General features: G+C 62.9%; 21 protein-coding genes. 12 read left to right on the plus strand and 9 right to left on the minus strand.

Annotated features, from left to right (window positions below; all coding sequences use genetic code 11):
- Positions 1–29 precede the first annotated feature (29 nt).
- From KF708_11650 to KF708_11665, 4 genes are all read right to left on the minus strand, one after another.
- On the minus strand, positions 30–1,433 hold the full coding sequence (locus tag KF708_11650) for a phenylacetate--CoA ligase family protein (GenBank protein ID MBX3413335.1): 1,404 nt from the start codon (positions 1,431–1,433) through the stop codon (positions 30–32).
- Between the two features lie 154 nt (positions 1,434–1,587).
- Positions 1,588–1,806, minus strand: coding sequence for a CDGSH iron-sulfur domain-containing protein (locus tag KF708_11655; GenBank protein MBX3413336.1), 219 nt, complete (start codon positions 1,804–1,806; stop codon positions 1,588–1,590).
- A gap of 112 nt (positions 1,807–1,918) precedes the next feature.
- A complete protein-coding gene (locus tag KF708_11660) occupies positions 1,919–3,259 on the minus strand; it encodes a zf-HC2 domain-containing protein (GenBank protein ID MBX3413337.1) in 1,341 nt (446 codons plus the stop codon).
- Between the two features lie 88 nt (positions 3,260–3,347).
- Positions 3,348–4,025, minus strand: coding sequence for a sigma-70 family RNA polymerase sigma factor (locus KF708_11665; protein ID MBX3413338.1), 678 nt, complete (start codon positions 4,023–4,025; stop codon positions 3,348–3,350).
- 131 nt (positions 4,026–4,156) lie between these two features.
- Between KF708_11665 and KF708_11670 the strand changes: the two genes are divergently transcribed.
- The 3 genes from KF708_11670 (at position 4,157) to KF708_11680 (ending at position 8,145) form a co-directional block, all read left to right on the plus strand.
- Positions 4,157–5,161 (plus strand): amidohydrolase, encoded by a 1,005-nt coding sequence (locus KF708_11670; GenBank protein MBX3413339.1) that lies wholly within the window; start codon positions 4,157–4,159, stop codon positions 5,159–5,161.
- A gap of 148 nt (positions 5,162–5,309) precedes the next feature.
- Positions 5,310–6,224 carry an alpha/beta hydrolase gene (locus KF708_11675; protein MBX3413340.1) on the plus strand — a complete coding sequence of 305 codons (915 nt, stop codon included), beginning with the start codon at positions 5,310–5,312 and terminating at the stop codon, positions 6,222–6,224.
- Between the two features lie 421 nt (positions 6,225–6,645).
- The gene (locus tag KF708_11680; GenBank protein MBX3413341.1) at positions 6,646–8,145 is read left to right on the plus strand and encodes a HAMP domain-containing histidine kinase; all 1,500 of its coding nucleotides are present in this window, start codon (positions 6,646–6,648) and stop codon (positions 8,143–8,145) included.
- A gap of 50 nt (positions 8,146–8,195) precedes the next feature.
- On the opposite strand, the gene KF708_11685 is transcribed toward KF708_11680, so the two are convergent.
- Positions 8,196–10,730: a DUF1549 domain-containing protein gene (locus tag KF708_11685; GenBank protein MBX3413342.1), complete on the minus strand. Its 2,535-nt coding sequence runs from the start codon at positions 10,728–10,730 to the stop codon at positions 8,196–8,198.
- A 261-nt stretch (positions 10,731–10,991) separates the two neighbouring features.
- Between KF708_11685 and KF708_11690 the strand changes: the two genes are divergently transcribed.
- A complete protein-coding gene (locus KF708_11690) occupies positions 10,992–11,534 on the plus strand; it encodes a DUF2007 domain-containing protein (protein ID MBX3413343.1) in 543 nt (180 codons plus the stop codon).
- A gap of 81 nt (positions 11,535–11,615) precedes the next feature.
- A complete protein-coding gene (locus tag KF708_11695) occupies positions 11,616–12,095 on the plus strand; it encodes a hypothetical protein (protein MBX3413344.1) in 480 nt (159 codons plus the stop codon).
- 10 nt (positions 12,096–12,105) lie between these two features.
- On the opposite strand, the gene KF708_11700 is transcribed toward KF708_11695, so the two are convergent.
- A complete protein-coding gene (locus KF708_11700) occupies positions 12,106–14,139 on the minus strand; it encodes a M48 family metallopeptidase (GenBank protein MBX3413345.1) in 2,034 nt (677 codons plus the stop codon).
- A 388-nt stretch (positions 14,140–14,527) separates the two neighbouring features.
- On the opposite strand from KF708_11700, the gene KF708_11705 reads away from it, so the two are divergent.
- The 6 genes from KF708_11705 to KF708_11730 all read left to right on the plus strand — a co-directional run bounded on the left by KF708_11705 (position 14,528) and on the right by KF708_11730 (position 21,155).
- Positions 14,528–16,357, plus strand: a complete 1,830-nt coding sequence (locus KF708_11705) for a glycosyltransferase family 39 protein (protein ID MBX3413346.1) — start codon at positions 14,528–14,530, stop codon at positions 16,355–16,357.
- Positions 16,358–16,361: 4 nt separating this feature from the next.
- The gene (locus tag KF708_11710) at positions 16,362–17,012 is read left to right on the plus strand and encodes a hypothetical protein (protein ID MBX3413347.1); all 651 of its coding nucleotides are present in this window, start codon (positions 16,362–16,364) and stop codon (positions 17,010–17,012) included.
- 12 nt (positions 17,013–17,024) lie between these two features.
- Positions 17,025–17,570, plus strand: coding sequence for a hypothetical protein (locus KF708_11715; protein MBX3413348.1), 546 nt, complete (start codon positions 17,025–17,027; stop codon positions 17,568–17,570).
- 535 nt (positions 17,571–18,105) lie between these two features.
- Entirely contained in the window at positions 18,106–19,119 is a 1,014-nt protein-coding gene (locus KF708_11720; protein MBX3413349.1) for a hypothetical protein, read from the plus strand.
- 9 nt (positions 19,120–19,128) lie between these two features.
- Complete coding sequence (locus KF708_11725; GenBank protein ID MBX3413350.1) at positions 19,129–20,211, plus strand: DUF1559 domain-containing protein; 1,083 nt, start codon at positions 19,129–19,131, stop codon at positions 20,209–20,211.
- Positions 20,208–21,155 (plus strand): hypothetical protein, encoded by a 948-nt coding sequence (locus KF708_11730; protein MBX3413351.1) that lies wholly within the window; start codon positions 20,208–20,210, stop codon positions 21,153–21,155. The genes KF708_11725 and KF708_11730 overlap by 4 nt, the downstream gene beginning before the upstream one ends.
- A 319-nt stretch (positions 21,156–21,474) precedes the next feature.
- Here the strand turns inward: KF708_11730 and KF708_11735 are convergent, their stop codons facing one another.
- Positions 21,475–22,821 carry a DEAD/DEAH box helicase gene (locus tag KF708_11735; GenBank protein MBX3413352.1) on the minus strand — a complete coding sequence of 449 codons (1,347 nt, stop codon included), beginning with the start codon at positions 22,819–22,821 and terminating at the stop codon, positions 21,475–21,477.
- Positions 22,822–23,146: 325 nt separating this feature from the next.
- Here KF708_11735 and KF708_11740 point away from each other — a divergent pair, with 325 nt between their 5' ends.
- Positions 23,147–24,814, plus strand: coding sequence for a tetratricopeptide repeat protein (locus KF708_11740; protein ID MBX3413353.1), 1,668 nt, complete (start codon positions 23,147–23,149; stop codon positions 24,812–24,814).
- Between the two features lie 107 nt (positions 24,815–24,921).
- Here KF708_11740 and KF708_11745 read toward each other — a convergent pair whose 3' ends face one another.
- Both KF708_11745 and KF708_11750 read right to left on the minus strand, forming a co-directional pair.
- Positions 24,922–25,170, minus strand: coding sequence for a hypothetical protein (locus tag KF708_11745; GenBank protein MBX3413354.1), 249 nt, complete (start codon positions 25,168–25,170; stop codon positions 24,922–24,924).
- Positions 25,145–26,677 (minus strand): putative sulfate exporter family transporter, encoded by a 1,533-nt coding sequence (locus tag KF708_11750; GenBank protein MBX3413355.1) that lies wholly within the window; start codon positions 26,675–26,677, stop codon positions 25,145–25,147. The genes KF708_11745 and KF708_11750 overlap by 26 nt, the downstream gene beginning before the upstream one ends.
- Positions 26,678–26,680: the final 3 nt, after the last annotated feature.

A 26,680-nucleotide genomic window follows, 5' to 3' on the forward strand; every position in this document is an offset into this window, starting at 1 on the left:
TGACCCCTGACCCCTGACCCCTGACCCCACTACCCCGGCGGCACTTCCGAGCGAAATTCTTCAAACTTGCCGCGCGGGCTGCGGGGAATATCGTCCACGTAGTTGAACAGGATCTCGAACGGATGACCTAATCCCTGCTGCACGTAACTGCGCAGCGTGTTTTCCTCCTCGTCGGTCAGGGGCCGGATGACGACGAGCCGCGCCTCGAGCGTTTCGAGCGACTTCTGCACCAGTTGGAACTTCGTGACCGGGGGCACCTCGTTGAACACGGCCGCGATGTCGCGGGCGTCGATCATCGGCCAGCGCGTCTCGCCCGTCGGCAGCGTGAACATATTGCGCTGGCGGCCGAGTACCCGCTTCAAAACCGGCAGGCCGCGCCCGCACGGACATGGCTCTCCCACCTCGGCATAGTCGCCGATGTCGTACCGCACGAGCGGCATGGCGAAGTTGTTCAGGCTCGTGACGACGACGCGCCCCACGTCGCCCGGCTGGCACGGGCGTCCCTCGTCGTCGAGCACCTCGAGCAACACGTTCTCCGACTGGACGTGATAGTGCTCGTGCTCGGGACACTGCAGCGCGAGATAGCCGAACTCCTCCGAGCTGTAGGCGTCGACGACCGGCACGCCCCACACTTCGCGGCAGATCTCGCGCACCTGCGGCTCGACGACTTCACCAAACGTGCGCACTTCGCGCAACTTCGGCAGCTTCAGGCCATGCTTGTCGCAGTAGCGTGCCAGCGCCACGATCGCCGACGGATAGCTTAGAAAATACTCGGGGTCGTGCCGAGCCAGCCATTCGGCCTGTTCCTGAGTCGTGGTGTGGATCGTGAGGATCGCACAGGGGCCAGTCGCGATGTTGCGCGTCGAGGTCCCCCAGTTGTGCGTCTGCGCACCGGCCGGTGGTCGCGCCGCCTCTTGCTCCATGAAGCGGACGACGGCCAGCTTGCCGCGAAAATCGCGGCGGTGCCAAAGATGATCGCGCAGGGTGAAGACGCGCCAGGCGAAGCCCGTAATGGCCGTCCCCAGCACGCGCACCGGCTCGCCCGTCGAGCCCCCCGTCACCCGCACCGAGGTCCGCCCATGATCGCGCGGGATCGCCGTGCTGACCAGCGACTCGCCCCCGGCCTGCAGCTCGCGGCGCACGAGGATCGGCAGTCGTAGCCACGCCTCGGGATCCTCCAGATCCGCCACCCGCAGGCCGGCCGAGTCGAATCGCTCGTGGTAGAAGGGGACCGTGCGGTAGGCATGCTCCAACTCGCGCCGCAGTTGCTTCCATTGATGCGCGCGAAGCTGCTCGGGCGACCACCACTGCGTCTGCTCGAGCTGAAACAACAGCGCGAACAGCACCGAGGCATTCGGCTCGGGCACGGCGGGCCACTCGACGCCGCTGATGGCCGACGTGAGATCGAACGGTGGATACGATGATGCCGACATGCGACGCGTCGCCCCCAGGTTGCTCAAGGAAGAGACGACTATCTTAGTGGCGCCAAGGGGGCGTGATAAGCCGGTCGAGCTGCGCGAGCAGGCGGTTTACACAACCAGAGTCGAGTCGAACTGGCTACCGACCACGAACCACTGCCCCACTCCGTCACTCCGGCTTGGGCGCCTCTTCTGCCGCCTGAAAGCCGCAACTGTTGTGCGTACCGTCGCAGAAGGGCTTGCGCGACGATTGACCGCAGCGGCAAAGCGCGACGGCCGGCTTGTCGGGATTGATCGGAAACGCATTGCCGTGTTGATCGACGATCGTCACGGGCCCCTCGACCAGCAGGGGACCATTCGGCCGGCAGCGGATGCGAACTTCAGACATGATCTGGCTTCCTCCGTGTGGGGGTGGCTGGCGCGCGACATCCGCGCCACGGGGAAGTGTAACGCTCGAAGTCCGCTTTGTCAGCTTCGAGCATGAGAAGCGGGCACGCGCCTCAATCGACCCCTTCGGTCGATTGCGTGGAAGCCGGTTCTTCGTCGGCCACCACTCGCAGCACGAAGACCGCACGAATTCTCGCCGGCGACGCGGCGTCACGGGTAGGAGCCGACTCCGCTTCGGTGGCGGCTGCACCCGCGGCTGCTTCCCTTACCGTATCGATACGACGAGCGGTGGAACTCGCCGAGGCTTGCACCTGGCGGGTCTCGCTCTGAGCCGTCGTGCCGGCGAGCACCTGAGCGACTTCGTGGCGGAGCTCGCCTTCGAGTTCATCCGCGGCCACCGAGGTCTGTTCGGTGGCGGGAATGCGGCGGAATTCCATTCGCCACGTCTCCTGGACCCCCTCTCCCTTGGCCGGCTCGACAACCAGGGCCGGAAAATCGGCGTTCTTGGCATCGATCGAGGCAAGCACCGCTTCGAGTTGCGCGCTCGTCGCCTCGACATAGTACATCTCGCGGCCACTGGATTTCGCCTCGCCGGCAGAGGGGGGGGCGGCGTCCGCGGTTGTTTCTTCGCGTACGGCAGCTTCGCTTGCCCCGGCCCCCCTGGCACCAGGTGCGGCGCCGGCCACCTCGATCTCGGCCGCGCCGAGCAACTGTTGAAACTCACTCCGCGCCAGGGCCGACTGCGTGATCTGCAAATCGACGATCAACACGTCCTCGGCCGCGCCATATTCGTCGGCAGCCTCGGGCGCGGCAGGAGGGGGACTGGCCGCCTTGTTCGCCTCGGGCGCGGCACTGCGGAAGGCGGGCACGGAACGACCCTCGACAGTCATCGTGGGTGCGGGGGCACTCTTCGGCACCGCCGTTATCTCGGGCCGCCGTTCGGCAAGTTGCTCGGTCGGCGCGGTCGCAGGCGCCGTGGCCAAACTTTCTTCTGAGTTGCGCACGGCAACGCTCGCCGATTGATCCTGTTGCGACGGCATCAACACCGCGATCATCAAGGCAGCCGCCACGGCGAAGCCCGCGTAGACCAGGGGACGCAACCAGCGGTGTCCCATCGATATAGCCTCCGGACCCGTTGGCTCTGAACGCGTCACCGTGGCACGAGTCGCCGCGGCCGCAGGCATGCCGAGCACCATCTCGCGCTCTGCACGCTGCAACACAAGCTGACTGAAATCGGCCGGCAGCGTCATGCGCGGCAAGCCCTGCAGCCTCGACCGCAACGCCCGCAGCTCTTCGAGCACCTGCCGGCTCTCGGCGCTCTCGGCCAGCAATTGCTCGGCGCGTGCCTTTTCTTCGGCCGACAATTCGCCGTCGAGGTAGGCGCCGATCAGTTCATCGCGGGATAGTTCGGTCATGGTCAGATGTGTCAGGTACTCCGTACCTGACAAATACATGGTTATTCGGTATCAGCAGATGTAGGCTAGGTACCCCGTACCTGACAAAGTTCAGGTTGCTCGTCCGCCTGACAAAGCTCAGGCCATGTCAAGGATCGTCCTGCAAAACCGCTTTCAATTGATCTCGTAACTGCGAACGTGCCCGGTGCAGCCGGCTGCGGACCGTGCCGACCGGCAGATCGAGCATTTCTGAAATGGCGTCGTAGTCGAAGCCGTCGATCTCGCGCAGCACGATCACCGCACGATGCTCTTCGCTCAACAACGACAAGGCCTGCTGTACTTGTACGGCGCGTTCTTGCTGCTCGATGCCGCTCGACGGATCGGGCCCAGCAGAGACCGGTTCATCTCCCGTCTCCTCGCGGGCACGGTCGATCGAGGCCACCGGCTTCTGCCGTCGTCGTCGACTGACCGCCAGATTGAAGGCGATGCGGTACAACCAGGTGTAAAACTGGCTCGCCCGCTGGAAGGTCTCGAGCTTGACAAAGGCCTGCACGAACGCGTCCTGGACGACGTCGTACGCTTCGTCGGTCGAGCCGACCACGCGGACCATCGTGTTGTAGAGCCGATCCTGGTAGCGCGTGACCAGTTCGCCAAAGGCTGGGGACTTCCCCGCCAGGGCCGCGGCGATCAATTCTGCATCGTCTACCAAGGATAGGTCCGCCGTATTGGACGACCGGTGGCCAAAATAAGTTCCCCGCAAATCGTAGCGGAGTGCCAAAAAACCGCCGGCGACCGCCAAGGGGTTGTCGAATCTCGACTTACGCATGCCCGCCAGGGCCGGAATCGCGTGGAATCGGCCCTCGGCTGCGACTATCATGCCCGGCAGTCAAACTTTTCGTCAACACGACACCGAGAACCGCCGGATCTCCGAGCGGGCTTCGCAAGAGTAGCACAGCCATGAGTGACGACAACCGCACGCTCGACACGACGAATGTCGCCGGCCCCTTCTCGCGACGCGAGCTGCTGCGGCATGCCGCCACGGCAACCGCCGTGGGCGCCCTCTGGCAAACCGCTCCGGGAACGAGCAACGCGACCGAGCCCGCCGCGCAGGAGAAGGAAAAACCGCTCGACGGCTGGATCGATGCCCACGTCCACGTCTGGACCGTCAACACGCACGACTATCCGCTGGCCGCCGGATTCCGCCGCGAGGAAATGCGTCCTCCCAGCTTCGAGCCGATCAGGCTGCTCGAGTTGGCCCGACCCTGCGGCGTCGCGCGGATCGTGCTGATCCAGATGAGCTTCTACGGCTTCGACAACTCCTTCATGCTCGACACGATCGCTAAGTATCCGGGCGTCTTCTCGGGCGTGGCGGTCATCGACGATCGCCTGGTGGCGAAACCGGCCGCCGAGATGCAGCGTCTGGCGAAGCTCGGCGTGCGCGGCTTTCGCATCTACCCGCGCAACGTCGAGGTCGATCGCTGGCTCGACGACGCGGGACTACGGCAAATGTGGGCCTACGGCGGCGAAGCGGGACTCGCCATGTGTACGCTCATCAACCCCGAGGCGCTGCCCGCGGTCGATCGCATGTGCGAGCAATACCCGGCCACGCCGGTCGTGATCGACCACTTCGCCCGCGTGGGCATCGAGGGCGAGATTCGCGAGACGGATCTCGCCATGCTCTGCAAGCTGGCGCGGCACAAGAATACCTCGGTCAAGCTCTCGGCGTTCTATGCCCTGGGGAAGAAAACGCCCCCTTACCTGGACCTCGTGCCGATGATCCGCCGCGTGGTCGAGGCCTACGGACCGGAACGCACCATGTGGGCCACCGACTGTCCCTTCCAGGTGGTCGACCACACCTACAGCCAGTCGATCGAACTGATCCGCGACCGCTGCGATTTCCTGAGCGCAAGCGACCGGGAGTCGATCCTCCGCGGCACGGCCCAGCGGCACTTTTTCTCGTAAATCTCGTGCTTGGCCCGCCGTTTGTGTTGTCTCTCGGCCGATTTGCTTGCACGCCTTTTGCGGCCTGCTTCTAATGGCACGATTCTCGGACCGCCGCTTGGCGGGCCATGCTTCTTCCTGGCGCTCGTGGGGATAGGACACCATTCGCATGTCGCACCGCTACGCTTCGTTGATCGTCGCCCTCGCTTTGCTCGCCACGTCGTTCTCTACCGCCGCGCAGGCCGGAGAGCTCGCCGTCGACCTTTTGGAAAATGTCGAATACGGCACCGGCGACGACGTGAAGCTCACGATGCATATCGCCAAGCCGAAGGAGACGGGCGAACCCCTTCCGGCGATCCTCTTCATCCACGGCGGTGGCTGGCAGGCCGGCAGCAAGGACAGCTTCAAGAAGGCCATCCGCGACTTTGCTTCCGAGGGATACGTCGCCGCGACCGTCGGCTATCGCTTCGCACCCAAGTTCCGTACGCCCTGTCAGATCGAAGACTGCAAGTGCGCGGTTCGCTACCTGCGTGCTCACGCCGACGAGTTGAACATCGATCCCACGCGCCTGGGCGCGATCGGCGCTTCGGCCGGCGCGCACCTGTCGATGCTTTTGGGCACGATGGACTCGGGAGACGGCTGCGAGGGGAATGGCGGCTGGCAGGATCAGTCGAGCAAGGTGCAGTGCGTGGTCAGCTACTTTGGCCCGGTCGATCTGACGGAAACCGAGATCGGCGACAATCCGGCACGTCAACTCATCAACGAAAAGATGGTCCGCAGCATCCTGACGAACTTCGTCGGTGGCAAGCCCGAAGAACACAAGGACGCGCTGCGCCAGGCCTCGCCCATCACCTACATCGGGCCGGGGGACGCGCCGATGCTCCTCTTCCAGGGAACCAAGGACGTGCTGGTGCCGTACGATCACGCCTTCAAGATGACCGAGGCCATGACGAAACATGGCATCAAGGGTCGTGCCGAGTTGATCATGGGCGCCGGCCACGGCTGGATGGGAGACGAGATGGCCCGCACCCAAAAGTCGGCCCTCGAGTTCTTCAACGAACATCTCAAGGGTGAAGTGAAGTAACTCGCCCCCCAGGTTGCGGCCCAGGTGGGCGAACGCAACGACGTCGGCGATCACAACCCGTTCGTCGGGTGTCATGGCCACAACGGTACTCCGTCGTGGCCATGTTTGTTTTCAAAGCATGACACGGACCGTCCGCGGCATGGTCATGGCTCTCGAGTCGGCTCCGTGTCCTTGCCCGCCACTCGGGCAGGCCCCGAGGAATGTTGCCAGAACGCAACATACGCGAGCTTTTGCTGCGAATCTTCGACGGCCAGCGCTCGCGAATAACTGCCGTTACCCGCCAAATTGCGATACCGGTTGTCTCCGTAGGGGGGCAAAGTATGGTTGGACAGGCGGGTATCGGACGCAGGGGCAGGTTCACCTGCGCGACCCGGGTCCGAGGATTGCGCGGGGGAAGTCTTTTTTGTCCGCGGAGCAGGGCATGTCGACCACATTATTCGTTGCGGAATCCATAACACCTCAGGATCAATTCGTGCCCGAGCACGTGGCTATCCTCGATGGCAACGGCCAGGTCGTGGCCTTTAACGACGCATGGCAGCGTTTTGCCGCGCAACACGGTCTGCGTTTCAACGTTGGTGAAAATTACGCGCAGGCCTGCCATGACGCCGTCGGGACGGGGGTCGAGCATGGGTCGGCCCTGGCCGCCGGCATACGCGCCGTGATCGGCGGCGAGCTGCCCGAATTCTCGGCCGTGCTGCCGGTGGGCGAATTCGACGAGCGGCAGTGGTTGCGCGTACGCGTCCACCGTGTCGATGGAGAGAACCAAGGACGAATCGTCGTGACGCAAGCCCTGCTCGAGGCGAGCGACTACGACAACCGGTCTCACGGCGAGTCAGGACCGGCAGACGATCCTGCCACTTCCTACCATCTCGAGTTCGCCGCCAGACAAGCCGCCGAGGCCCGCGACGGCTCGTGCCACTCGCTGCTGCAGCGAGTCAGCCGCGAGTTGCGAACCCCGCTCAACGCCGTCATCGGCTTCTCGCACCTGCTGCTCAAAGAACCGCTGGGCGAGCGACAACTGCAGAAGGTGCGGTACGTTCACGAGGCCGGCCGCACGCTGCTCGAACTCGTCGACAACATGCTCGAATACGCGAGTCTCGATCGGGGTGACTTCGAGCTGCAGGAACAAACCTTCGACGTGCGAAACCTCGTGCAGGAGGTCGTCACCACGGCGCAACCGGTCGCCCTCGAAAAACACCTGCCAATACGCTATCTCATCACGGAAGATGTCCCCACCGCGGTCGTCGGCGATCGGGAACGGCTGAGACATGTCCTCACCACTTTGGTCCATAATGCAGTCAAATTCACGCCGCGCGGGCGCGTGCTGGTCGAAGTCGCGTTCGCCGGCAGCGATGCCACCCAGCTTCGCGTGCGATTTTGCATTAGCGATACCGGCGTGGGCATCGCCCCCGAGCGGCGCAAGCTCCTCTTTGGTGAAGACCCATCGGGCACAGGCGCAGGGCTGCGCGATTTCGATGTAGCAGGAATCGGGCTGGCGCTCGCGCGGCGCCTCATCGCGAGGATGGGGGGCAAGCTCGCCCTGCGCAGCGAACCGGGCAAAGGCGCCACCTTCGAATTCGAGACCGTGTTCCAACCGGTCGCGCGCGCTGCAGAGTCTGCCTCTTCGTCCGCTACGAACCGCGAGCCGGACTCGTACGTCTGCGAGCAGGTAGGCGACTCGGCCGGCGCCGAGCATACCGGGCACCGCTTCGGTCTCGAGGATCTCGGTCAGGCCGTGCTCGACGAAAACTGGTCCACGGTCGAGCGTCTCTGCGGCGCGATCATCGATGGCGACGAGTGTCACCAGCTCGACGGAGTGTCGGTGCAGGCGTTGCGATTGACGCTGGCGGCGCGACGTCGCTCGGCGCATCGCGCCCGCGATATCTTTCGGGCACTCGCACAGGAACTAGCCAAAGCTTAAGCGACGGTCGGCGATCGGACACGCGTCTCACCGAGAGAGTGAGAGACTGCCTAGTGGTTGAACAAGAATTCCTTCGTGTTCACCAGGGCCCAGAGAACATCTTCGTAGGCCTGCTGCTTGTTTTCGAGCTTCTCAATGTGTCCCAGGGCCACCTGGGCTTCGTCGGGTAACGGCTCGCGCGAGTAAACCCAGCGATACAGCTCGCGGATCTTCTCCTCGTGCGAACGCCCTGAATCGGCCGCGAGCGTGGCCGCCCGACCGTCTCCCGCCGTGAGCTTGCCTTGCACCTCGGCCGAATTCAGCAAGTGCAGGCTCTGGGCCAGGTTGGCCTCCTGCGAGCGCTCGCATTCGCACGCGGTGTCGGCCTGCGGACGACCAAAGACCGAGAGGAAGTAGCCACCCCCTTCCTGATCGGGAAGTTGCACGGCGCGCGTATCCGCCGGCAAGCCGCCGAAATCGGTCCGCGAGTGCGTCACCTGGTTCAACGCGTCGAGCAGCACCTCGGCTGTCAGACGCTTCGGATAATAGCGCGAGTAGTTCTGCTTATCGGTCAGATTGTACTCGTTGGGTTCCGAACTCAACTGATAGGTCTGCGACGTGCAGATCGTACGCACGAGATGCTTGAGATCGAAGCCGCTGTCGATGAAGTCCTTCGACAGGGCGCCCAGCAGTTGCGGATTCGAGGCCGGATTCGTCACGCGCATGTCATCTTCCGGATCGACCAGCCCCCGATCGAAGAAGTGCTTCCAATAACGGTTCACCAGGGCCGGCGCGAAGAAAGGATTCTCCGCGTCCGCCATCCAGTCGACCAACGCCTGGCGGGGATCTTCCTCGGCAGGCACGTCGAGGGCGGGGGCCCCCAGCCCGGCCGGTTGGCGGTTCTGTCCCGTCTTCGGATTCTTGGCCACCGCCTGCCCCGCGGCATGGAAGATCCGCGGTTCCTCGGCCAGCTTGCCCCCCTTCTGCTTCACGCGCGAGAAGAAGGCCGCAAAGCTGTAGTAGTCGTCCTGGCTCCACTTCTCGAAGGGATGGTGGTGGCAGCGGGCGCACTGAATTCGCAGCCCGAGAAAGAGCTGTGCCGTGTCTTCGACCTGCTGATTCGCGTCCTTGACTTCGCGATACCAGGCCACCGGCGGATGACTCCCCACCTCCCCCGAGGCGGCGATGATCTCGCGAGCGAATTCGTCGTACGGCTTGTTCGTATACAGACTCTGCCGGATCCAGGAGTGGAAGGCGAACGTGCCGCGCACGTGATTCGGCGTGCGGCGTTTGTTGCGCAATACGGAGCTCCACTTGTTGGCAAAGTAGTCGGCATAGTCGGGACCGGCCAGCAGCGTATCGATCCACTTGTCCCGCTTCGCCGGATCCGTATCGGCGACAAACGCCGCCGTTTCATCCGGCGTGGGAAGCCGCCCCGCCACGTCGATCGTCACGCGGCGAATGAACGTGGCGTCGTCGCAGACGGGCGAAGGCGGAATGCCGAGCGTCTCGAGCTTGTTGAAGACCAGCTCATCGATCACTCCCTTCGCCTGCGGCACGTTCTCGACCTTGATCCCCAACGGAACGCTGGCTCGAAAGACCGCTACGTGCCCCTGGTAGCGGGCCATAATCGCGACATCCCCCGTCAGCCCCAGCGTGTTCACCAGACCGGTGCTGGTCGATTCGGCGAGTTCTGGGTTATTCGGCTCGAACTGGACCATGCGGGTCACGTCTTCCGTCGAGCCGTCGCTGTAATGCGCAATGGCCGTTACCTGCTGCCGCCCCTCGAGCGGCATGGTGCGTTCTTCGGGGAAGACCGACAACCGCGTGACGACCGGGTCCTTCTCGCTGCCGTAGGGCATGCCCTGCGCGATCCAGCGGCGCAGCAAGCGATACTCGTGCGAATCGGCCGGCAGTCGCTGACCGCCACCGTGGGGCATGGCATTCGTCCCCTTGAGCAGCAGCAGGCTACGGTCCGGAGACGCCGGGAAGAGACGCCGACCCCGTCCCTCCTTCACCAAGTACTCGAAATCTTCCGCCGGCTCGAAGCCGAGCAAAGAAAGCTTGAAACCGTTTTGGCCACTCGCCTTGCCGTGGCATCCACCGCTGTTGCAGCCGAGCTTGGTAAAGACCGGCACGATCTGGTTAGCGAAATTGATCGGCACCGCGTCATGGAAGTGCGTCACCGCCAGCTTGATCGAACCGGCCGGTCCCTCGCTTGAGCGTGCCGTAACGGTCACTTCACCATCGGCCAAGGGGGTGACGAGACCTGTTTCATCCACCTGGACGATGCCCGCGGGCGTCAATTCAAAGGTAACAGCATCCGTCAGATCGCGCGTCTGGCCACTGTCGAAATTTCCCGTCACGACCAACTGTTCCCGGGCGTCATTACCGACCAGGATCGCCTGGACGTCGGCCGGACGGCCGGAATCGATCGTGATGGATTCGAGCTTGCCGGGCTCGCCTAATCCCGGGGGAGATGCCGCCGCCGGTGTGACTACCTGATCGACCGAGGCATCCTTCGCCTCGTTGGCTGCTGCGGGACGCGGGACCGAAATCAGGGAGACCAGCAGAGCTGAAAGAGCAAAGACTCGAAACCAAGCCATGCGGCGTTTCTCCTGTCGCGAAGTAACGTCCCGTCCCAGGGACGCCGTGCCTTCGGGGACTGAACGCATATTCTTCCATTGATGCGTTCGGAATGCAAGCAAAAGTGCCTTTGGGCGGCGAGTCGTAAGTTCAATCCCCGCTTGAGAATGTCGCGTAGGATGGAAGAGACGCACGATCCTCTCTTGGCGAAGGGGTCAACGCGGAGTGGTACAATCGCCTCTCCAGAGCTTCGCTATTCGATCGGCAGGGCAGGGGACACGATGGACAACTTCGATCCAGTCACGGCGTACAAGGCGGGAAACTCGCGCGAGGGCCATCTTATACTCCAGCTTCTCGAACAGGCAGGCATCCAGGGACGTGTCGCCAGCAACGGCGTCGAGTTCATCGCCGGCGAGTTGCCCTACCAGGTCGCTAGCTGTCCGATCCTGGTTCACCGCGCCGATCTCGAGCGGGCCCACGAAGTTATCGAACGTTACGAGGAGACCCTCTGCGGCGATCGCGAACCGTGGGTGCCGGAGGATGAACGCTACTGCTACCACTGCGGCGAGCCAGTCGAATCCGCGGGCACCGTCTGTCCCGCCTGCAAGCTTCCCCTCGACTGGCCAGCCGCCCCCGAAGCAGAAGAGGACGAAGTGGAGGCTCGGTTTCATTACCGTCATTGGATCAGGGCGTTCGTTCTCCTGGTTGCCCTGCTGCTCTTTCTGACTCGCACGCCGTGGGCTGTGATCGTGATAGCGGTTGTAGTGGTTGAAATGATCATGGCCTACGACGCCGCGCGCTCGAAAAAGCTAAGCAACAGTTAGGGATGCGTGGGGCGCCAACCTTGGCGCACTCGAAGCGCATCCCGTGGGTCCCGCCTCAGCCTGTTGCTTTGAGTTTCTGAAATGTCGTCGCAAGCTGTTCGTCGTCGTGCAATCGGTCCACTCGAGATCCTGATCGTCCTGGGATTGGTGACCGTCCTGGCTGGAATCGCCTGGACGAAACTCGGCCCCAAGCATCCGACCCCCACCGCCGTCGAGGCCGTGGCGGACCAATTGGCGATCGATCTGTTGCGTTGCCACCGCGAGGCGATCATGAAGCAGGCCACCTTCGCCGTGACCATCATGCCGGGTTCGAGCGCTGGGCCCGGCTACTACGCGATCTCTCGTCCCTTAGGGCCCTCGCTCGAGGAGCCCCTGCGCGAGTTTTCGCTTCCCGCTGGCATCTCGATCAGCGCCACTCCGGCCAGAATTGAATTCCGCCCCGATGGCGCCGCCACCAGCGACTGGCAGGTCGATCTGACCGCGCCGCACGAAACGCGCACCGTCACGGTCACTGGACCGACCGGTGTGGTACGAATTCTGCCGGCCGACGGCGCCCCGTGATTCAGTAGCGTTACGCCGTGGTGTGCGACACCAAGGGGGGCATTGGGCACCCCAACGCATCGCACAAGGCACGGAGCAATTCTGCCTCATCGAGACTGGTCAGCCCATCAGCCGCGATCGTGGCCACGCAGGCTTCGATCATCTGGCGTTTGACCTGCGGAGCGCTTGCCGCCAGGGTGGCTACGTCGCGGTCGAGCGCCGCCAGCGTGCAGGTTTCTCGCCGCGGCAAGGAGGCCCCTTTACCCAGACGCTGCATCCCGGCCTCGAAGGCGCCCTGCGTCACCGATTCGTCGTGATGGCCGACGTGAGCCAACGTCGCCAACACTCCGATGGCCGCATTGCCCACCGCGTCGAGCGATTGGTACTGCACCTTCGGCGGCCGACGGCGGCCAAAGTGCTGATCGAGATGCCGCACGATCATCGTCCACAACACGTACTCTGCCAGATCGACCTGCTCGTCCGCCTTCACCAAACGCTCGACGCTGGCGCGAAAGAGATCGTACTGCCGCGCCGACAGTGCTTTGAGCGCCGGCTGCGCCAGCTCCAAAAGCGGCATGCGATAGCCAGGCCCCAGGGCATCGACCTCGGGGAGCAAGCGGTCAAACTCCTGCCACGAGGCTCCGTCGAGCACTGATTCGAGCAGCTTCAACTGCGCTCCTCGCACTTGTTCATCCCGGTCGACCAGCAAGGCATAGACAACCAGTTGCGCGCCGTGCGGCTCTCGCGCGGCGCGATCGAGTTCGGCCGGAAGCGCCGCGATGAACGCGGCCGCGTGATCGAGCTGCGCGGCGCTGATGGTTCCGACCTGCTCGACCGCTTGCGTGGGATCGAGCTGGCGATTTCTCGCCTGTGCGCGGAGCGAGGCAAGCTCCTGCCGCGAACGCTCCGCGGCGCTGCGCGAGGCGTGTGTTGCTACGTCCGCTCCCACGGCAAACCCCATCGCCGCGGCCTGCGCCCCCTGCCTTGCGGCAGCAGCGCCGGCCGTGGCCGCAGCAGCCTGCTCGCCTGCCTGCTCGGCACGCGGGAAACGCCCATTGAACGCAGGATCGATCCGCTTGATGCGCTCGGCCAGCGGGGGATGCGTCGAAAACAGATTCAAGAACGATCCCTCGAGGGCATCGCCAAAGAACATGTGGCTCGCCTCCTCCGCGTGCGGATCGGCAATGCGCGCGTGTTCGGCAACGCCGCCGATCTTCTTCAGCGCCCCGGCGATTCCCTCCGGATTACGCGTGAACTGCACGGCCGATGCATCTGCCAGATACTCGCGTTGCCGCGAGACCGCCGCCTTGATCAGCTTGCCGAAGAAGACCCCGACATAACCGATGATGACCAGCGAGAGGGCGATGATCGTGACGACGGCGATCCCGTTCCCCTTCTTGCTATCGCTACTCCCCGAGCTGCGTGGCGCAAACCGGAGCACGTAGTAGCCGATCAGCGCGATGATCAAGATGCCATTCAACAGGCCGATCAGGCGGATGTTGAGCCGCATGTCGCCATTCAATATGTGACTGAACTCGTGCGCGATGACCCCTTGGAGCTCATCGCGGTTCAGATACTCGAGCGTTCCGCGGGTCACGCCGATCACGGCGCTCGTCGGCTCCCAACCGGCGGCAAAGGCATTGATGCTCGTTTCGCGGTCCAGCACGTAGACGGAGGGCACCGGCACGCCCGAGGCGATGGCGATCTCCTCGACGACGTTCAAGAGCCGTCGCTCGGCCGGCTTCTTTGAGTTGGAGTCGAGCCGCCTCCCCCCCAGCAGCAAGGCCACGCGCTCGCCCCCTTGCGCCAGCTCGATCGTTTTGAACAGGCTGCCCGCCACGATCACGCTGAGGGTCGAGACGGTCACGATGCCGCAGACGTAGGGATTCCACACTCCGTTGACGCCGGTGGCACGAGCCAACCCCTCGTCGGTCGTGCCCAGGGCGATCATCACCACGGCGTAGATCACGGCCACGATCGAGACGACGGCCAGGACGAAGAGCATCACCAGCCGGCCCGACTTACGCCGGGCAACATCCTGATGCTCGAAGAAGTTCATGGCCATGCGAAGGCGACCGTCGAATCAGCAAATCGCGACACGAAAGAAATGATTTTTCCGCGTCCCAAAGACAATGCGGACGACGGCAGGCTACCAGATCCGGCGTCGAGTTCTATGGGAGGCAGCCGTGCCACGCATCAACAAGTCAACACCAAGCGGTGGCGGGCGTCCGCCTACTTCATAGTTATTTCTTGATGCAAGTTGAAGGGGGGGGGTACAACCGTCTTCGGTAAGAAGGGCAATGGGCATGCGAAACTCACTGAGCATGGGTTCGTACGGGGGCAGCGTCGCTTGGCGCGGTGTGTTCCTATTTCTCTTGGGCGTGCTTCGACGCCGGCTAGCAGGCTGTGGTGATGGCAAGTCGCGTTGCGCTGCGTCGTTCCTAGTCGCCGCAATGCTCGCGGTTCACGTGGCGTTGCTCGCGTGGAGCGCCTATCGCCATAGCCCGGTGAATACCGAGGTCGGTCATCTTCCGGCGGGCATCAGCCACTGGAGATTCGGCCGCTTCGATCTCTATCGCGTGAATCCTCCGCTGGTCAGGATGGTGGCCGCGCTGCCGGTGCTCTACGCGCGGCCGGCCACCTACTGGAACCACTACAGCACCGACCCGCTCGTGCGGAGCGAAACGCAGGTCGGCATCGACTTTGTGAACGCCAATGGCGCGCGCACCTTTTGGCTCTATACGCTCGGACGCTGGGCATGCATCCCCTTCAGCTTGATCGGCGCGTGGGTCTGTTATCGCTGGGCGAGTGCGTTGTATGGTTCGGCCTCGGGACTCGCGGCGCTGGCGCTGTGGTGCTTTTGCCCCAACGTCTTGGGGAACGGCGCGCTGGTGATGCCCGACGTGCCTGCGGCTGCCTTGGGGGCCGCAGCGTGTTATCTGTTTTGGCGCTGGCTGCAATCCCCCACGTGGTTCGGCGGTCTCGCCGCCGGCGCCGTGTTGGGCGTGGCCGAGCTGACAAAGACCACGCTCCTCGTGTTCTTTCCGCTTTGGCCGCTCGTGTGGATCGCCTACCGATGGTCGCAAGGTTGGTCGCGCGAGCCGCGCCGCTGGCAGCGCGAAACCACCATGCTCGCCGCTTCGCTCGTGGTCGGCCTCTACGTCATCAACCTCGGCTATGGCTTCGAGGGAAGTTTCGAGCGGCTGCGCGATTACACGTTCAAGAGCCATTTGTTGACGGGCGCGCCGGCCGACGATCGAGCGTTTGCGCCGGGCAATCGTTTCGCGGAAACGCCGCTCGCGGCTCTTCCCGTTCCATTACCGCGCGATTATCTGCAGGGCATCGACGCGCAAAAACTCGATTTCGAGCGCGGCATGCCCTCCTATCTGCGCGGCCAGTGGAGCGACCGCGGCTGGTGGTACTACTACCTCTACGGCCTGGGGATCAAGCTGCCGCTCGGGACGCTGGCGCTCGTGGGGCTGGCTGCGCTCGCCGCTATCTGTTTGCGCGAGGGGCGTGCGTCATGGCGCGACGACCTCGCGCTACTCGCGCCGTGCGCGGCGATCATTGTCCTGGTCAGCTCGCAGAACGGCTTCAGCGTCCATTTTCGCTACGTGTTGCCGGCGCTGCCGTTCTTGTTCATTTGGGCCAGCAAGCCCTTTGCCTTCGCCGGTGGCCAGCGGACAGTGAGCAGTGGGCAGCGGTGGAGCGAACCCTTGCCATTTGTTCAAGCCGCGCGGCGGCCACTCTTGGTCGGTATGTCGGTCGTGGCGCTCGCCTGGTCGGTGGCGTCTAGCTTGTGGTACTACCCGCACAGCCTCTCGTATTTTAACGAGCTAGTGGGTGGCCCGGAACATGGTCACGAACACCTGCTCGATAGCAGCATCGCCTGGGGGCAAGACCTGCTGTACTTGAAGGAGTGGCACGACGCGCACCCCGAGGCACGGCCGTTCTATTTGGCCGCGTCCACACGCATTAACCCACGACAGTTGGGTATGCACGTCCGCCTTCCACCATTCGCTCTGAAAGAAGTGTCGGGATCCTCTGTCACTGTCAAGAATGCGCAAGGTAACGGCCAGCAGCCGGGCTGGTATGCCATCGACGTAAACTTTTTGAAGGGTGCGGATCTCTTCACCCCTGACGGCATGGGGGACTTCCAGCGTGCTTCCGAGCTTGATCTTGGCACACTTCGCGCGCACTCACCTGTGGCGCGCGCGGGCTACTCGTTCTGGATTTACGAACTGAAAACGAAAAACACCTCCGACGCATTTGTTGACATGTAGTATCATGATCGCGCACTTCCGCGCTCTCGCGCGTTTCGACATCGTGCGAGCCAGCATGACTGCCATTTTACTGGTGGCTGCCGGATTCAAGGCACACCATCTTCTGCTGACGAACGAGATCGAGGCCAGCGCAACTCTTTTCTCATCGCCGTGGTTCATGCTAGCCACGATTGAGTTCGAGTTGCTCTTGGCATTGTGGCTTATCTCAGGCGTGTATCTTGATACGGCGCTGGCCGCGTGCTTCGCATCCTTCTGTGCCTTTCAATGCGTGGCCTTTGCCGAGGGTCTCTTGGGGCGGCAGTCGTGCGGATGCTTCGGGACTGCTCGCGTCTCCCCATGGTCCATGTTTCTTGTGGACTTGATCGCTGTTGGAGCGTTGGGGTGGCGTATCACTCGCGGCACAGATTGCTTTCGAGGGCAAACGTGGGGATTGCGATCGCGACGTCCGATCATTGCTATGCTCGCGATTTCGATCGCGAACGGCGCATGGTTCGCATTCCTCGTAACGAACAGCGACCCACGAAGTGTGGAGCGTGAAACGGGACACCCCATGATGACGCGTCTTGATCGCGCTCGTCGCGATATCCCGTCGTATTTTTTCAGTAACACGCGATCCGCTTCATTAATTGAACACGAGAAGCTTGCCCCTTGGTGAGGATATAACACGATGACTGGCTCCGACATCATTCTGAAGGACGCTCATCATACGGTGGGCACATTACAGGACAGCGCCGCCGTCGGTGACGCGGCTCGCGCGTCGCGCGACAGTCTATATATGCTTAAGCTCCTAGGCATACCGTCCCTCGTCGCGATCTCATTGGTCGCCGGCGTGTGCCTCTGGGCCGCGCAAAAAACTGGCTCCATGCGCGCAGGTCTCGCCTACTTGCGCGGAGATCGCCTGTTTGCAGCCGCAACGGGTCCGATTCAATGGAACGGCGACACGGCAACGCGCCAGGCGTCGGGAACCATCGAGATCGCCAATTTCTCGGATGAAGCGATTCGGATCGTGGGCTACAACAACCCGTGCCTTTGTGTGCGCATCGTTGGATTGCCACTGGTAATCCGCCCGCACGAACGGGTGACATTGGTGGTGGAGGGCAAAGCGGGATCCGAAGAACGAACGGCCTCCGTCGAATTCTTGACCGACGATGCGGTACAGCCCAGAGTCCCGGTGAACGTGGTGATCCCGCTCCTCCCAAGCCAGGAGGATTGACGTGGACGTTGACTCGAGAAGTAAGGCAGCAGTACGGATCACGTTTAAAAACGGCAATTGTCGTTTCCGTTTGTTTCCCACTTTTTCCTTTGATTGGAGATTGAGATGATGTACTCGACGATCCGATTGGCTTCGCTATCCTTCCAGGTGTGCGGCTTACTCCTGATCTGCGCATCCTTCACGTCTTCACTCGCTATTGCGCAAGAAGACATCCTTAGACCGTGCAGCAGTGCAGCCTGTGATCCTTGTTGCACGCAAAACAATGCGAAATGCACGGGGAATTGCCAATGCGACAACTGTACATGCAATAAAAGCGGTGGCGTGCAGCAGTGCTATCTGTAGTGCCGCGCCGTCGTCCAGCGAATGACTACGCCTGAACTCCGGTCCGCGCAGTCAATGAGCCGAGGGCACCAATAGAAATCCATGGCGCGTAAATGCACGTCCGAAAAAAACTGTGGCTCATTGGCTGCGCGCACGGCAAACAAGGTCGAAGAGTCTCCAATGCGTACACCAACAATGTGAATGGCTGCAAGTCATGATCCTATTACGTGAGTCTACATTTCTACTGATGGTTTCGTTCGCCGGTGTCGCTAGCGGCCAAGACGCTCTGGAGGCGAGTTTTAAATCAGAGGCGCCGCTTGGATGGCAGGCGCTCGAAGGCAAGATAAGCCGGCTGTCAGGCTCATTTGTCGAGGTGTCCGATACGATCCCCAACAAAGGAAATAGCAGCAAACACCGCCCTATAAAGGTAGTTGTGGAATTCCACATCTCCCCCGATGCAAAAAAGGTAGTGACAGATTTTTGGGACGAGTCGGGGAAATGGGAATCGCGGCGCGTGCATGGCATGAACCCAGACTATGCGTTCAAGGCAGCCCAGACAGTTCAAGGAGGGGACTACTATATCACCGAGTGCGGCAATGGAAAGACGAGAGATGATATCGAGAACATCATCCTGTTTGCTGGTATCAACTTGGTGCGAAGTTCGTTCGGTATCGAGTCCGATGTCCGAACGCTGCAGGAGATCGTGCAAAGCGAAGGGTTCAAGATTCTCAAATGCACTTCGGTGCCTCATGAAGGCCGCGAGCTGGTGCAGGTGAAGTGTCAGTTCAATCCCATCGGCCTGGCTGCCGAGCAGCACCCCGGCCCGACAACAGCCACGTTGCTGCTCGATCCAGACGCCCACTGGCGAGTGGTCCGCAGCGAATCACAATACGTTCGGCGCGATGGCCAGTCCGTATCGTCCGATATGGAGGTCACCTATTCCGACGGCGCGGCCGAGGAGGCCAATATTTCCAGAATTGCATGGCACCTCAAGGATGGCTCGGGCTACCTGACCAACACGGTGGATTTTTCCGCATTGTCAAACGCCCCAATTCCGTCCTCTGACTTTTATCTGCCGTCGCTCGGACTGCCCGATTGTCCGGGGATCAACGTGCAAGGGCCTCCCTCGCCCTGGAAGTTGCTGCTCATTGGCATCAACTTGCTGGTGGTGGGTACCGTTTTGGCGGTCATCTTGCGGCGAAAATTTCGGCCGCGTCCCGCACCTTGAGGAGTCGCCATGCATCGCCGCCCGGCCATGACGTTGATTGAAGTGCTGATCGCGGTGGCGATCATCTCGCTGTTGATTGCGTTGCTGATTCCCGCCGTGCAAGGTACTCGCGAGGCAGCGCGGCGCACGCAGTGCCAGAACAACCTGCGGCAGTATGGGGTGGGCCTGTTGAATTTCGAGGCGGCGAGAACGCGGTTCCCCTCGGCGATTACGGTCGAGGTGCAGGGTCCGCTGGGGAGCAATTCGGAATGGGTCGTCTACGACTACATGGCCGATTTGCTGCCTTACCTCGAGGCGGACGCCGGCGCGCCCACGATGCACTCGGCGTCGTTCTTCGCCAAGGAAAACGAGCCGGTTGTGAGCCGCACGCCGGCGGTAGCCATATGCCCCTCGGCGCCGACGCGCGATCACTTCGAGCCCACCTCGTTCGTGCCGTCGCTGGCGGTGCCCCATATCGTGCCCGGCCCCTACAGCGACGCCATGCTACAGCCCATGTGGGACTTTCTCGACAAGAAGTACGCCGGCAGCTATCGCGGCGGCTTCTCCGATTACACGGTGGCATGGGGGGCCGAACGCACGCTGGCGCTCAACCTCGGCTACTCGAAGTTGGACTACCCCATCACGCCGTCGTTCGACTTGGGGTTGGCCAGCATGTTTCCCTTGTTCAATGATGAACCTGCGCATGTGTTCACCAAGCTGCTTCAAGTGTTGGGCTCGACGAAAAAGACGACGTTTTCGAGTGGACTCTCCGCCGGACAAATCACCGACGGCCTTTCGAACACGTTCATGGTGATCGAGGTAGCGGGCCGCCCGCAACGGTGGGTCGCCGGATGGCGGGATGAGGGCTCCGAGCCAGCGGAGGCTCCCTGGGCAGACCCCCGAAGCGTTCTCTTCTTGCAAGGGTCCGACGCAGGCACGGCGACATTGATCCAAGCCGACAACACGCGCGGGCTCTATAGCTTCCATCCCGGCTGCGCCAACCTGGTATTCGCGGATGGGCGCGTCGAAGCGGTCAGCGAAGCGATCGACCCGCGCGTCATTCTGCGCTGGATGACGCCCGCCAAGGAAGATAACGCGGAGCAAAGCCCGTGAGCGTTCCCACGTTGGCAATACTGGTTGGCGCGCTCACGCTGGGGACATCCGATCTAGATTTTCTCTCGTTGTTTGAGGATCTGGAATTTCGCGTCGATAGCGGGCCGCTCGAAGGTGGCGTGGTACGCTACCGGTTGTTCATTCCCGAAGACAACTTGGATGAACAGTTCCCGCTGATTGTGTGGCTACACGGGTACGGTGATTGCGGCGAAACAAATGTGAGCCAACTACGGTGGCTCGACCAACTCGTGTTCAATGCGCCGCGAGATCGCCGCCGCTTTCCGTTCTACTTGTTGGCAGTGCAATGCCCATGCGTGAATGGGCTTTGGTTCCACCAAGTGTCGGTACTTGGCGAGCCTGCCTCCGACGACATGCTGGCCATGCACTACAAGGTCGTGCAGAGTTTGCTGGCGGAACGCCGGATCGATAAAAATCGCATCTACTTGACGGGACTATCGTTGGGGGGCACCGCGTGTTGGGAGTTCGCCAAGCGCTATCCCGACTTGTTTGCCGCCGTAGCGCCGTTGGCGTCGGAAGGAAGCGTGAGTGACGGTCTGGATCGGCTCATCCACCTGCCGATCTGGGCGTTCCATTCGCGCGACGACGCCTGGACTCCACCGACCGGCGTGCGCCGCACGGTTGACGAGCTTGCGCGCCTGAATGGCAGCGTCGATTTAACCGAGGTCAATACGGTGAGCCACGATTGCTGGACCCTCGCCTTCCGCGACTATCATCTGCTCGATTGGCTCCTCGCGCAGCGCCGCGGCGAGTCCGCAACCTGGGCACCGGGCACGGTGCCCTTGCGTCTTCGGCTGCAAGACGAACTCCGGCGCTTCACATGGTGGCAACTCTTGGCTCAGTTTGCCGTGGTCGCGCTCCCCCTCGTTCTGGCGTGGTGGGCGCTGTGGCGGCGCACGTCCGTTATCGCAGGTCAGCCCACGTGAGGTACACCAATGGCCGCCGAACAAACAGAAGGATCGCCTTGGCTAGGGGCCTTATTGCTCGTCAGCCTGCTGACGCTTCTTTTCCAACTCTTTCCGAGCTTAGGGTGGAGTCTGCTCTCAATCATCGACGTTCGCGGGTGGTCGTGGCGATCGTACGCGACCGTCAGCACCGTGGCGATCGTTGTGCTGGTTGCGATCAAGATCTGGCGCGATCGGTAAGCCGGTAGGAGTATGACGAGTTACCCTGGCGTCAGGCAGGTTACCGCTCTAACTTTCTTGCCAGCCATGCGTTTTCGTGACCATTGGCTGACGCGCCTTTCTAGAGCGCCGATAGTGCTCGGCGCTCGCGCTTACCGGGGCGGCGTTTGCGTTTCTTGGTGCCTTGCCACGCTGGGCGGGGGCCCGTACCTTCGGCTGACGGGGCCGCGTCGGTACGCTTCTTGGCAAACGGCTTCTTAACCTTCGCTCGCTTGGGCGGACCCGCCGGGCGGCGATCCTCGCGCGGGGCTTCTTCGTGCCGCTCGACCGGCTTGTACTCGGGATGGTCGGTCGCCACGTCGATGCGCTGGCGAATCTGCTGCTCGATCGCCTGCAGATAGCCGCGTTCTTCACGGTCGCAGAAGGCGATGGCGAAACCGGTCGCCCCGGCACGGCCCGTGCGTCCAATGCGATGGACGTACGTCTCCGGCTGCTCGGGCAAGTCGTAGTTCACCACGTGCGAGATACCATCCACATCGATCCCTCGTGCCGCGATGTCGGTCGCCACGAGCACCGAGGTCAAGTTAGCCTTGAAGTTGGCCAGCGTGCGCTGACGCGCCGCCTGCGACTTGTTGCCGTGGATGGCCTCGGCCCGGACGCGCACCTTGCTCAACTGCCGCACGACGCGGTCGGCGCCGTGCTTGGTGCGCGTGAAGATCAACACCCGCGACATGGGCTGCGCGTGCAGCAGGTGTGCCAGCAACTGAGGCTTGTGAGGCTTCGGCACCAGGTAGACCGATTGCGTGATCAGGTCGGTCGTCTCCTTGACCGGGGCCACGCGCACCCGGACGGGATCGTGCAAGATCGCGTCGGCCAGCTTGCGGATGTCGTCCGGCATGGTCGCCGAATAGAACAGCGTCTGCCGCTCGTTGGGCACCTGGGCCATGATGCGACGGACGTCGGGCAGAAAGCCCATGTCGAGCATCTGGTCGGCCTCGTCGAGCACAACGATCTCGAGGTGCGAAAGATCGACGAATCCCTGATTCATCAGGTCGAGCAATCGCCCCGGGGTGGCCACGACGATATCCACGCCGTTACGCAGGGCGCGGGTTTGCGGATTCTGGTTCACCCCTCCCACGATTACGGTCTCGCGCAGCGTGGTATGCCGCGCGAAGGTGCGAAAGCTCTCGCCGATTTGAAAGGCCAGCTCGCGCGTGGGCGAAAGCACCAGCGCGCGGATGCGGCGGCCCCGTCCTTTTGGCGGATTGCCAGCGGCCGTCAGGCGATGGATCATCGGCAGCGCGAAGGCGGCCGTCTTGCCCGTGCCCGTCTGGGCACAGCCCAGCAGATCGCGGCCCTGCAGGGCCGGCACGATCGACTGCGCCTGAATCGGCGTGGGGGTGACGTAACCTGCGGCTGACACGGCGCGCAGAATGGGCTCAGAGAGCCCAAGCTCTTCAAACTTCATCAGAACGGTCTCGTGGGAGAGTCCCAGGACCAAATGCGCTAGACGCTCCATGCGTCCTTCAAGAAACCATTGGTACCTGGCAGAAATCCAATGGTCGGACAAAGACGCATCGCGGATCTCAGATGCGTGGATTATAGCACATGCCCGCCAGAAGTCGATGGCAGCAGACGTTTGCGCGTCGCGGCAACCGCTAGCACCCCGCCCTCCCTTGTGCCGTTACGACCCAATCGGGCCATATTTCCGCACCATTGCAGGGGCGAAGCCCATGTGGTTTTCTGGTAGCCGTAATGTTTTGCTGGTTCTGACGAGAAAGCGTAGGAAAACGATGCCAGGGCATGCTCGACCGTGGGGACTGTTGCTGCTGATGCTGACCGCGGGTTCGGCTAGCGCCGGTGAAAAGGGACAGCCGCATTTTCCGGGACTCGGCCCACACACGCGCCCCATCACGACCACGTCTGCCGAAGCGCAAGATTATTTCGACGAGGGGCTCGCCTTCCTCCATGCCTTCAATCACGACGAGGCCATACGCTCGTTCGAAGCCGCGCTCGAGCACGATCCGCGGTGTGCCATGGCCTGGTGGGGCGTGGCGCTTGCCAACGGACCGCACATCAATAACCCTGCCATGCCTCCCGAGCGATCGGCCGCAGCCTGGAAGGCTTGGCAGGAGGCGAATCGCTACTCACCTCAAGGCACGCCCGTCGAACGCGCGCTGATCGCGGCGCTCGGCAAGCGCTATGCCGCCACGCCCCCCGAAGATCGTCGTCCGCTCGACGAGGCGTATGCCGCTGCCCTGCGCGAAGTTTGGCGGCAGTTTCCGCAGGACCCCGACGTCGGTGCGTTTTGTGCCGAAGCGATCATGGACCTGCGTCCCTGGGATCAATGGACTCCCGAGGGCGAAGCCCAGCCGGGCACGGACGAAACGGTCGCCCTGTTGGAACGCGTGCTCGAGCTGTCGCCCCACCATCCGCTGGCCTTGCACCTGTATATCCACGCGGTCGAGGCGTCCCCCTCGCCCGAGCGTGCGGCCGACGTGGCCAATCGTCTGCGCACGGTCGCGCCCGGGCTGGGCCACCTGGTCCATATGCCGTCGCACATCGACGTGCGGCTCGGCAACTGGGACCTGGCCGTCACGTCGAACCAGCGGGCCATCGAGGCCGACCGCCACTACCGCCGGCTCGCCGGCAAGCAGGGCTTCTACCACGTCTACATGGCGCACAATCATCACATGCTCGCCTTTGCCGCCACGATGCGCGGTCAGAGCAAACTGGCCCTCTCCGCCATCCAGGAAATGGCCGACGGCATTCCACCGGAATGGGTCGCCGAGAGCCCGTTGATCGCCGACGGTTTCCTGGCCATGCCGGTGGAACTGATGATCCGTTTCGGTCGCTGGGATGAAGTGCTCGCCGCGCCCGAGCCGGCCGAAAACCTGCCCCTGTCGCGGGCGCTCTACCACGCGTCGCGCGGCGTGGCTCGCGCGGCCCGCGGAGAAACCGAGTTGGCCCGCGCCGAGCAGCAGGCCTTTCTCGCCGCGCAGCAGAAGATTCCGGCCGAGTCGACCATCGGCAACAATCTTGGCACGCACGTCGCCTCGATCGCCCAGCACCTGCTCGCCGGCGAGATCCTCTACCGCGAAGGAAACGTCGAAGAGGGACTTGCCGAGTTGCGCGAGGCCATCGAACTCGAGGATCAACTGCGCTACGACGAGCCCCCGAGTTGGATTCACCCGGTGCGCCACGCCCTGGGGGCGACCCTGCTCAAGGAAGGTCGCGCGGCCGAGGCCGAAGCAGTTTATCGCGCCGACCTGAAGCGCTACCCCGACAATGGCTGGGCCCTCTTCGGACTGGCGCAAAGCCTGAGCGAACAAGGCCAGCACGAAGAAGCAGCCGAGATCGACGTGCGCTTTCGCGCCACCTGGATCGACGCCGACGTCGAGATCACCTCCTCCTGCTTCTGCCAGCCAAGCCTCGCGCGGCCGAAACCGGCGGCCAGGTAATCGCGGGCTGTTTTCGCGCATACCGGCCACGACACGGGCTGCCATGCCCGTTTCGCAAGCGGGGTCATGAGCGAGACTCAACCAAGCGACCAGGCCACAGGGCTCTTCTACTTCGGCAGGCGCCGTTGCGCCGCCGTGGCGCGATCGATGAACTGCCGCATGGCCGGCAATTCGGAATAGAACTTCGCGCTGGGATCGATCCCCGCGCGCTCGTTGTACTCGATGTAGGCGCGCACGCTCGGCACGTTGCCGAGCGTCGGCAGCACGACCAACCAAACCAGTGCCGCCAACGCCACCACTCCAGCAAACGAGGTGACGCGGCGTGCTCGGCTATTGCCCCAGGGCGCTGGCGGCATCGGGAAAGACCTTTTCGAACATAAGCCACGCCATGAACAGCGTGAGAATCAGATTCAAGGTCTGCCCGCAGACATAAAGAATCAGCGGCTTGCCGCCGACCAGAAACTTGCTCAACTCGCGGAAGCTCGTTTCCAGGCCGATGCTCACGAACGCCAGACAGAAGAACCAGTTGCGAAACGTCTTTGAGGTGCTCGTCGCCGCCTCGGCGATGGCATCCCCCTCGACGCCACTGTTGCCCACGAAAGTAAACACAATCGAGGCCGCCACGAATCCCAGAATGAACTTCGGAAAGCGGTACCAAATCTCGAACAGGCTGGGCCGCGTTCCATCGGCATCGCGTTCGACACGCGTCACCCAGTAGACCGAGACGCCAAAGGCGATCGCCCCAATCAGAATGTTCTGAATCATTTTGACCGTGGCCGCCACCGCCAGCGCGGACTCGCCGAGCATCCCTCCCGCCGCCGCCACGGCGCCGGTCGAATCGATCGTCCCGCCGATCCACGCTCCGCCCAGCACGGGACCGATCCCCATCCGCACGATCACCGCCGGCATGATGACCATCATCGCCACGGTAAACACCAGCGACAGGCCTATCGCCAGCGACAGTTCCTCCTTCTTCGCACGGCAGGCCGCCGCCGTGGCAATGGCGGCCGACACGCCGCAGACCGACATATCGGCGCTGATCACCATGTTCAACGACCGCGAGGGAATCCGCAGCACGTGTTGCCCGAACAGATAGGTGGAAATCAACACGACCGGCGTGACGCCCCAGGCGATGAAGACGCCGGGCAGGCCCAGCGTCAGCAGGCGATGAAAAAGGATCTCGGCCCCCAGCAGGACGAGCCCCGTCTTGATGTAGAACTCCGTCCGCAGGGCAGGTAGCAGGAAACGTGGCGTGCCGAGCGTATTGCTGATGACCAGCCCCACCACGAGCGCCCACAGCGCGTACTCGAGGTTGTAGTGCTTGACGACCTTCTGTCCAGCCAGCACATACGCGCCGACCGCCAGCAGAAACACGCACGCAAACGCCAGCGGAAAGCCGCGCGCCGGCGTCCCCATGCCCGCGACGCCACCCCCAAAGAGCACGAGCGACACGACGAACACGGCGAGCAACCCCGGCAGCAGGCTCGTGCCCCCTTTGCCGACAAAGGCATCGAGCGGATTGTCGTCCCACGACGACAGGTTCGCGAACCACCGATCGAACGGGTTCGTGGCCATCTGTTGGTTCAAACGCGACACGTCGTGGCGCAAAGCCTTCACTTCTTCGGCCTCGGCGGCCGGATCACGTTCAAGCGTTTCGAGGCGATCTTGCAACCGCGCGAAATCGGCCAGACGCTGCGGCTGATCCGCCGGACGCGCCAGCCACACGGCCGCGAGCGCCGCCAGCAGAACGATCCAACCCAACCAGATCGACCAGAGATCTTCCGTCGCCAGCAGCGCGGGCCAATACTTCTTCGCAGCCCCTGCTGTCGAGCCGATTTCGCCTGATTCGGACGGAACGTCCATGTT

This window comes from Pirellulales bacterium (assembly GCA_019636335.1).
In the GTDB taxonomy this organism is placed as follows: Bacteria; Planctomycetota; Planctomycetia; order Pirellulales; family JAEUIK01; genus JAHBXR01.

What these genes read in the sequence shown, in the direction of transcription:
- KF708_11700 (MBX3413345.1), bottom strand. Translation starts at nt 14,139, where the DNA reads ATGGCCATGAACTTCTTCGAGCATCAGGATGTTGCCCGGCGTAAGTCG.
- KF708_11655 (MBX3413336.1), bottom strand. Translation starts at nt 1,806, where the DNA reads ATGTCTGAAGTTCGCATCCGCTGCCGGCCGAATGGTCCCCTGCTGGTC.
- KF708_11710 (MBX3413347.1), top strand. Translation starts at nt 16,362, where the DNA reads ATGATCGCGCACTTCCGCGCTCTCGCGCGTTTCGACATCGTGCGAGCC.
- KF708_11750 (MBX3413355.1), bottom strand. Translation starts at nt 26,677, where the DNA reads ATGGACGTTCCGTCCGAATCAGGCGAAATCGGCTCGACAGCAGGGGCT.
- KF708_11720 (MBX3413349.1), top strand. Translation starts at nt 18,106, where the DNA reads ATGATCCTATTACGTGAGTCTACATTTCTACTGATGGTTTCGTTCGCC.
- KF708_11745 (MBX3413354.1), bottom strand. Translation starts at nt 25,170, where the DNA reads ATGCCGCCAGCGCCCTGGGGCAATAGCCGAGCACGCCGCGTCACCTCG.
- KF708_11650 (MBX3413335.1), bottom strand. Translation starts at nt 1,433, where the DNA reads ATGTCGGCATCATCGTATCCACCGTTCGATCTCACGTCGGCCATCAGC.
- KF708_11725 (MBX3413350.1), top strand. Translation starts at nt 19,129, where the DNA reads ATGCATCGCCGCCCGGCCATGACGTTGATTGAAGTGCTGATCGCGGTG.
- KF708_11715 (MBX3413348.1), top strand. Translation starts at nt 17,025, where the DNA reads ATGACTGGCTCCGACATCATTCTGAAGGACGCTCATCATACGGTGGGC.
- KF708_11660 (MBX3413337.1), bottom strand. Translation starts at nt 3,259, where the DNA reads ATGTATTTGTCAGGTACGGAGTACCTGACACATCTGACCATGACCGAA.
- KF708_11665 (MBX3413338.1), bottom strand. Translation starts at nt 4,025, where the DNA reads ATGCGTAAGTCGAGATTCGACAACCCCTTGGCGGTCGCCGGCGGTTTT.
- KF708_11675 (MBX3413340.1), top strand. Translation starts at nt 5,310, where the DNA reads ATGTCGCACCGCTACGCTTCGTTGATCGTCGCCCTCGCTTTGCTCGCC.
- KF708_11680 (MBX3413341.1), top strand. Translation starts at nt 6,646, where the DNA reads ATGTCGACCACATTATTCGTTGCGGAATCCATAACACCTCAGGATCAA.
- KF708_11670 (MBX3413339.1), top strand. Translation starts at nt 4,157, where the DNA reads ATGAGTGACGACAACCGCACGCTCGACACGACGAATGTCGCCGGCCCC.
- KF708_11690 (MBX3413343.1), top strand. Translation starts at nt 10,992, where the DNA reads ATGGACAACTTCGATCCAGTCACGGCGTACAAGGCGGGAAACTCGCGC.
- KF708_11685 (MBX3413342.1), bottom strand. Translation starts at nt 10,730, where the DNA reads ATGGCTTGGTTTCGAGTCTTTGCTCTTTCAGCTCTGCTGGTCTCCCTG.
- KF708_11740 (MBX3413353.1), top strand. Translation starts at nt 23,147, where the DNA reads ATGCCAGGGCATGCTCGACCGTGGGGACTGTTGCTGCTGATGCTGACC.
- KF708_11705 (MBX3413346.1), top strand. Translation starts at nt 14,528, where the DNA reads ATGCTCGCGGTTCACGTGGCGTTGCTCGCGTGGAGCGCCTATCGCCAT.
- KF708_11695 (MBX3413344.1), top strand. Translation starts at nt 11,616, where the DNA reads ATGTCGTCGCAAGCTGTTCGTCGTCGTGCAATCGGTCCACTCGAGATC.
- KF708_11735 (MBX3413352.1), bottom strand. Translation starts at nt 22,821, where the DNA reads ATGAAGTTTGAAGAGCTTGGGCTCTCTGAGCCCATTCTGCGCGCCGTG.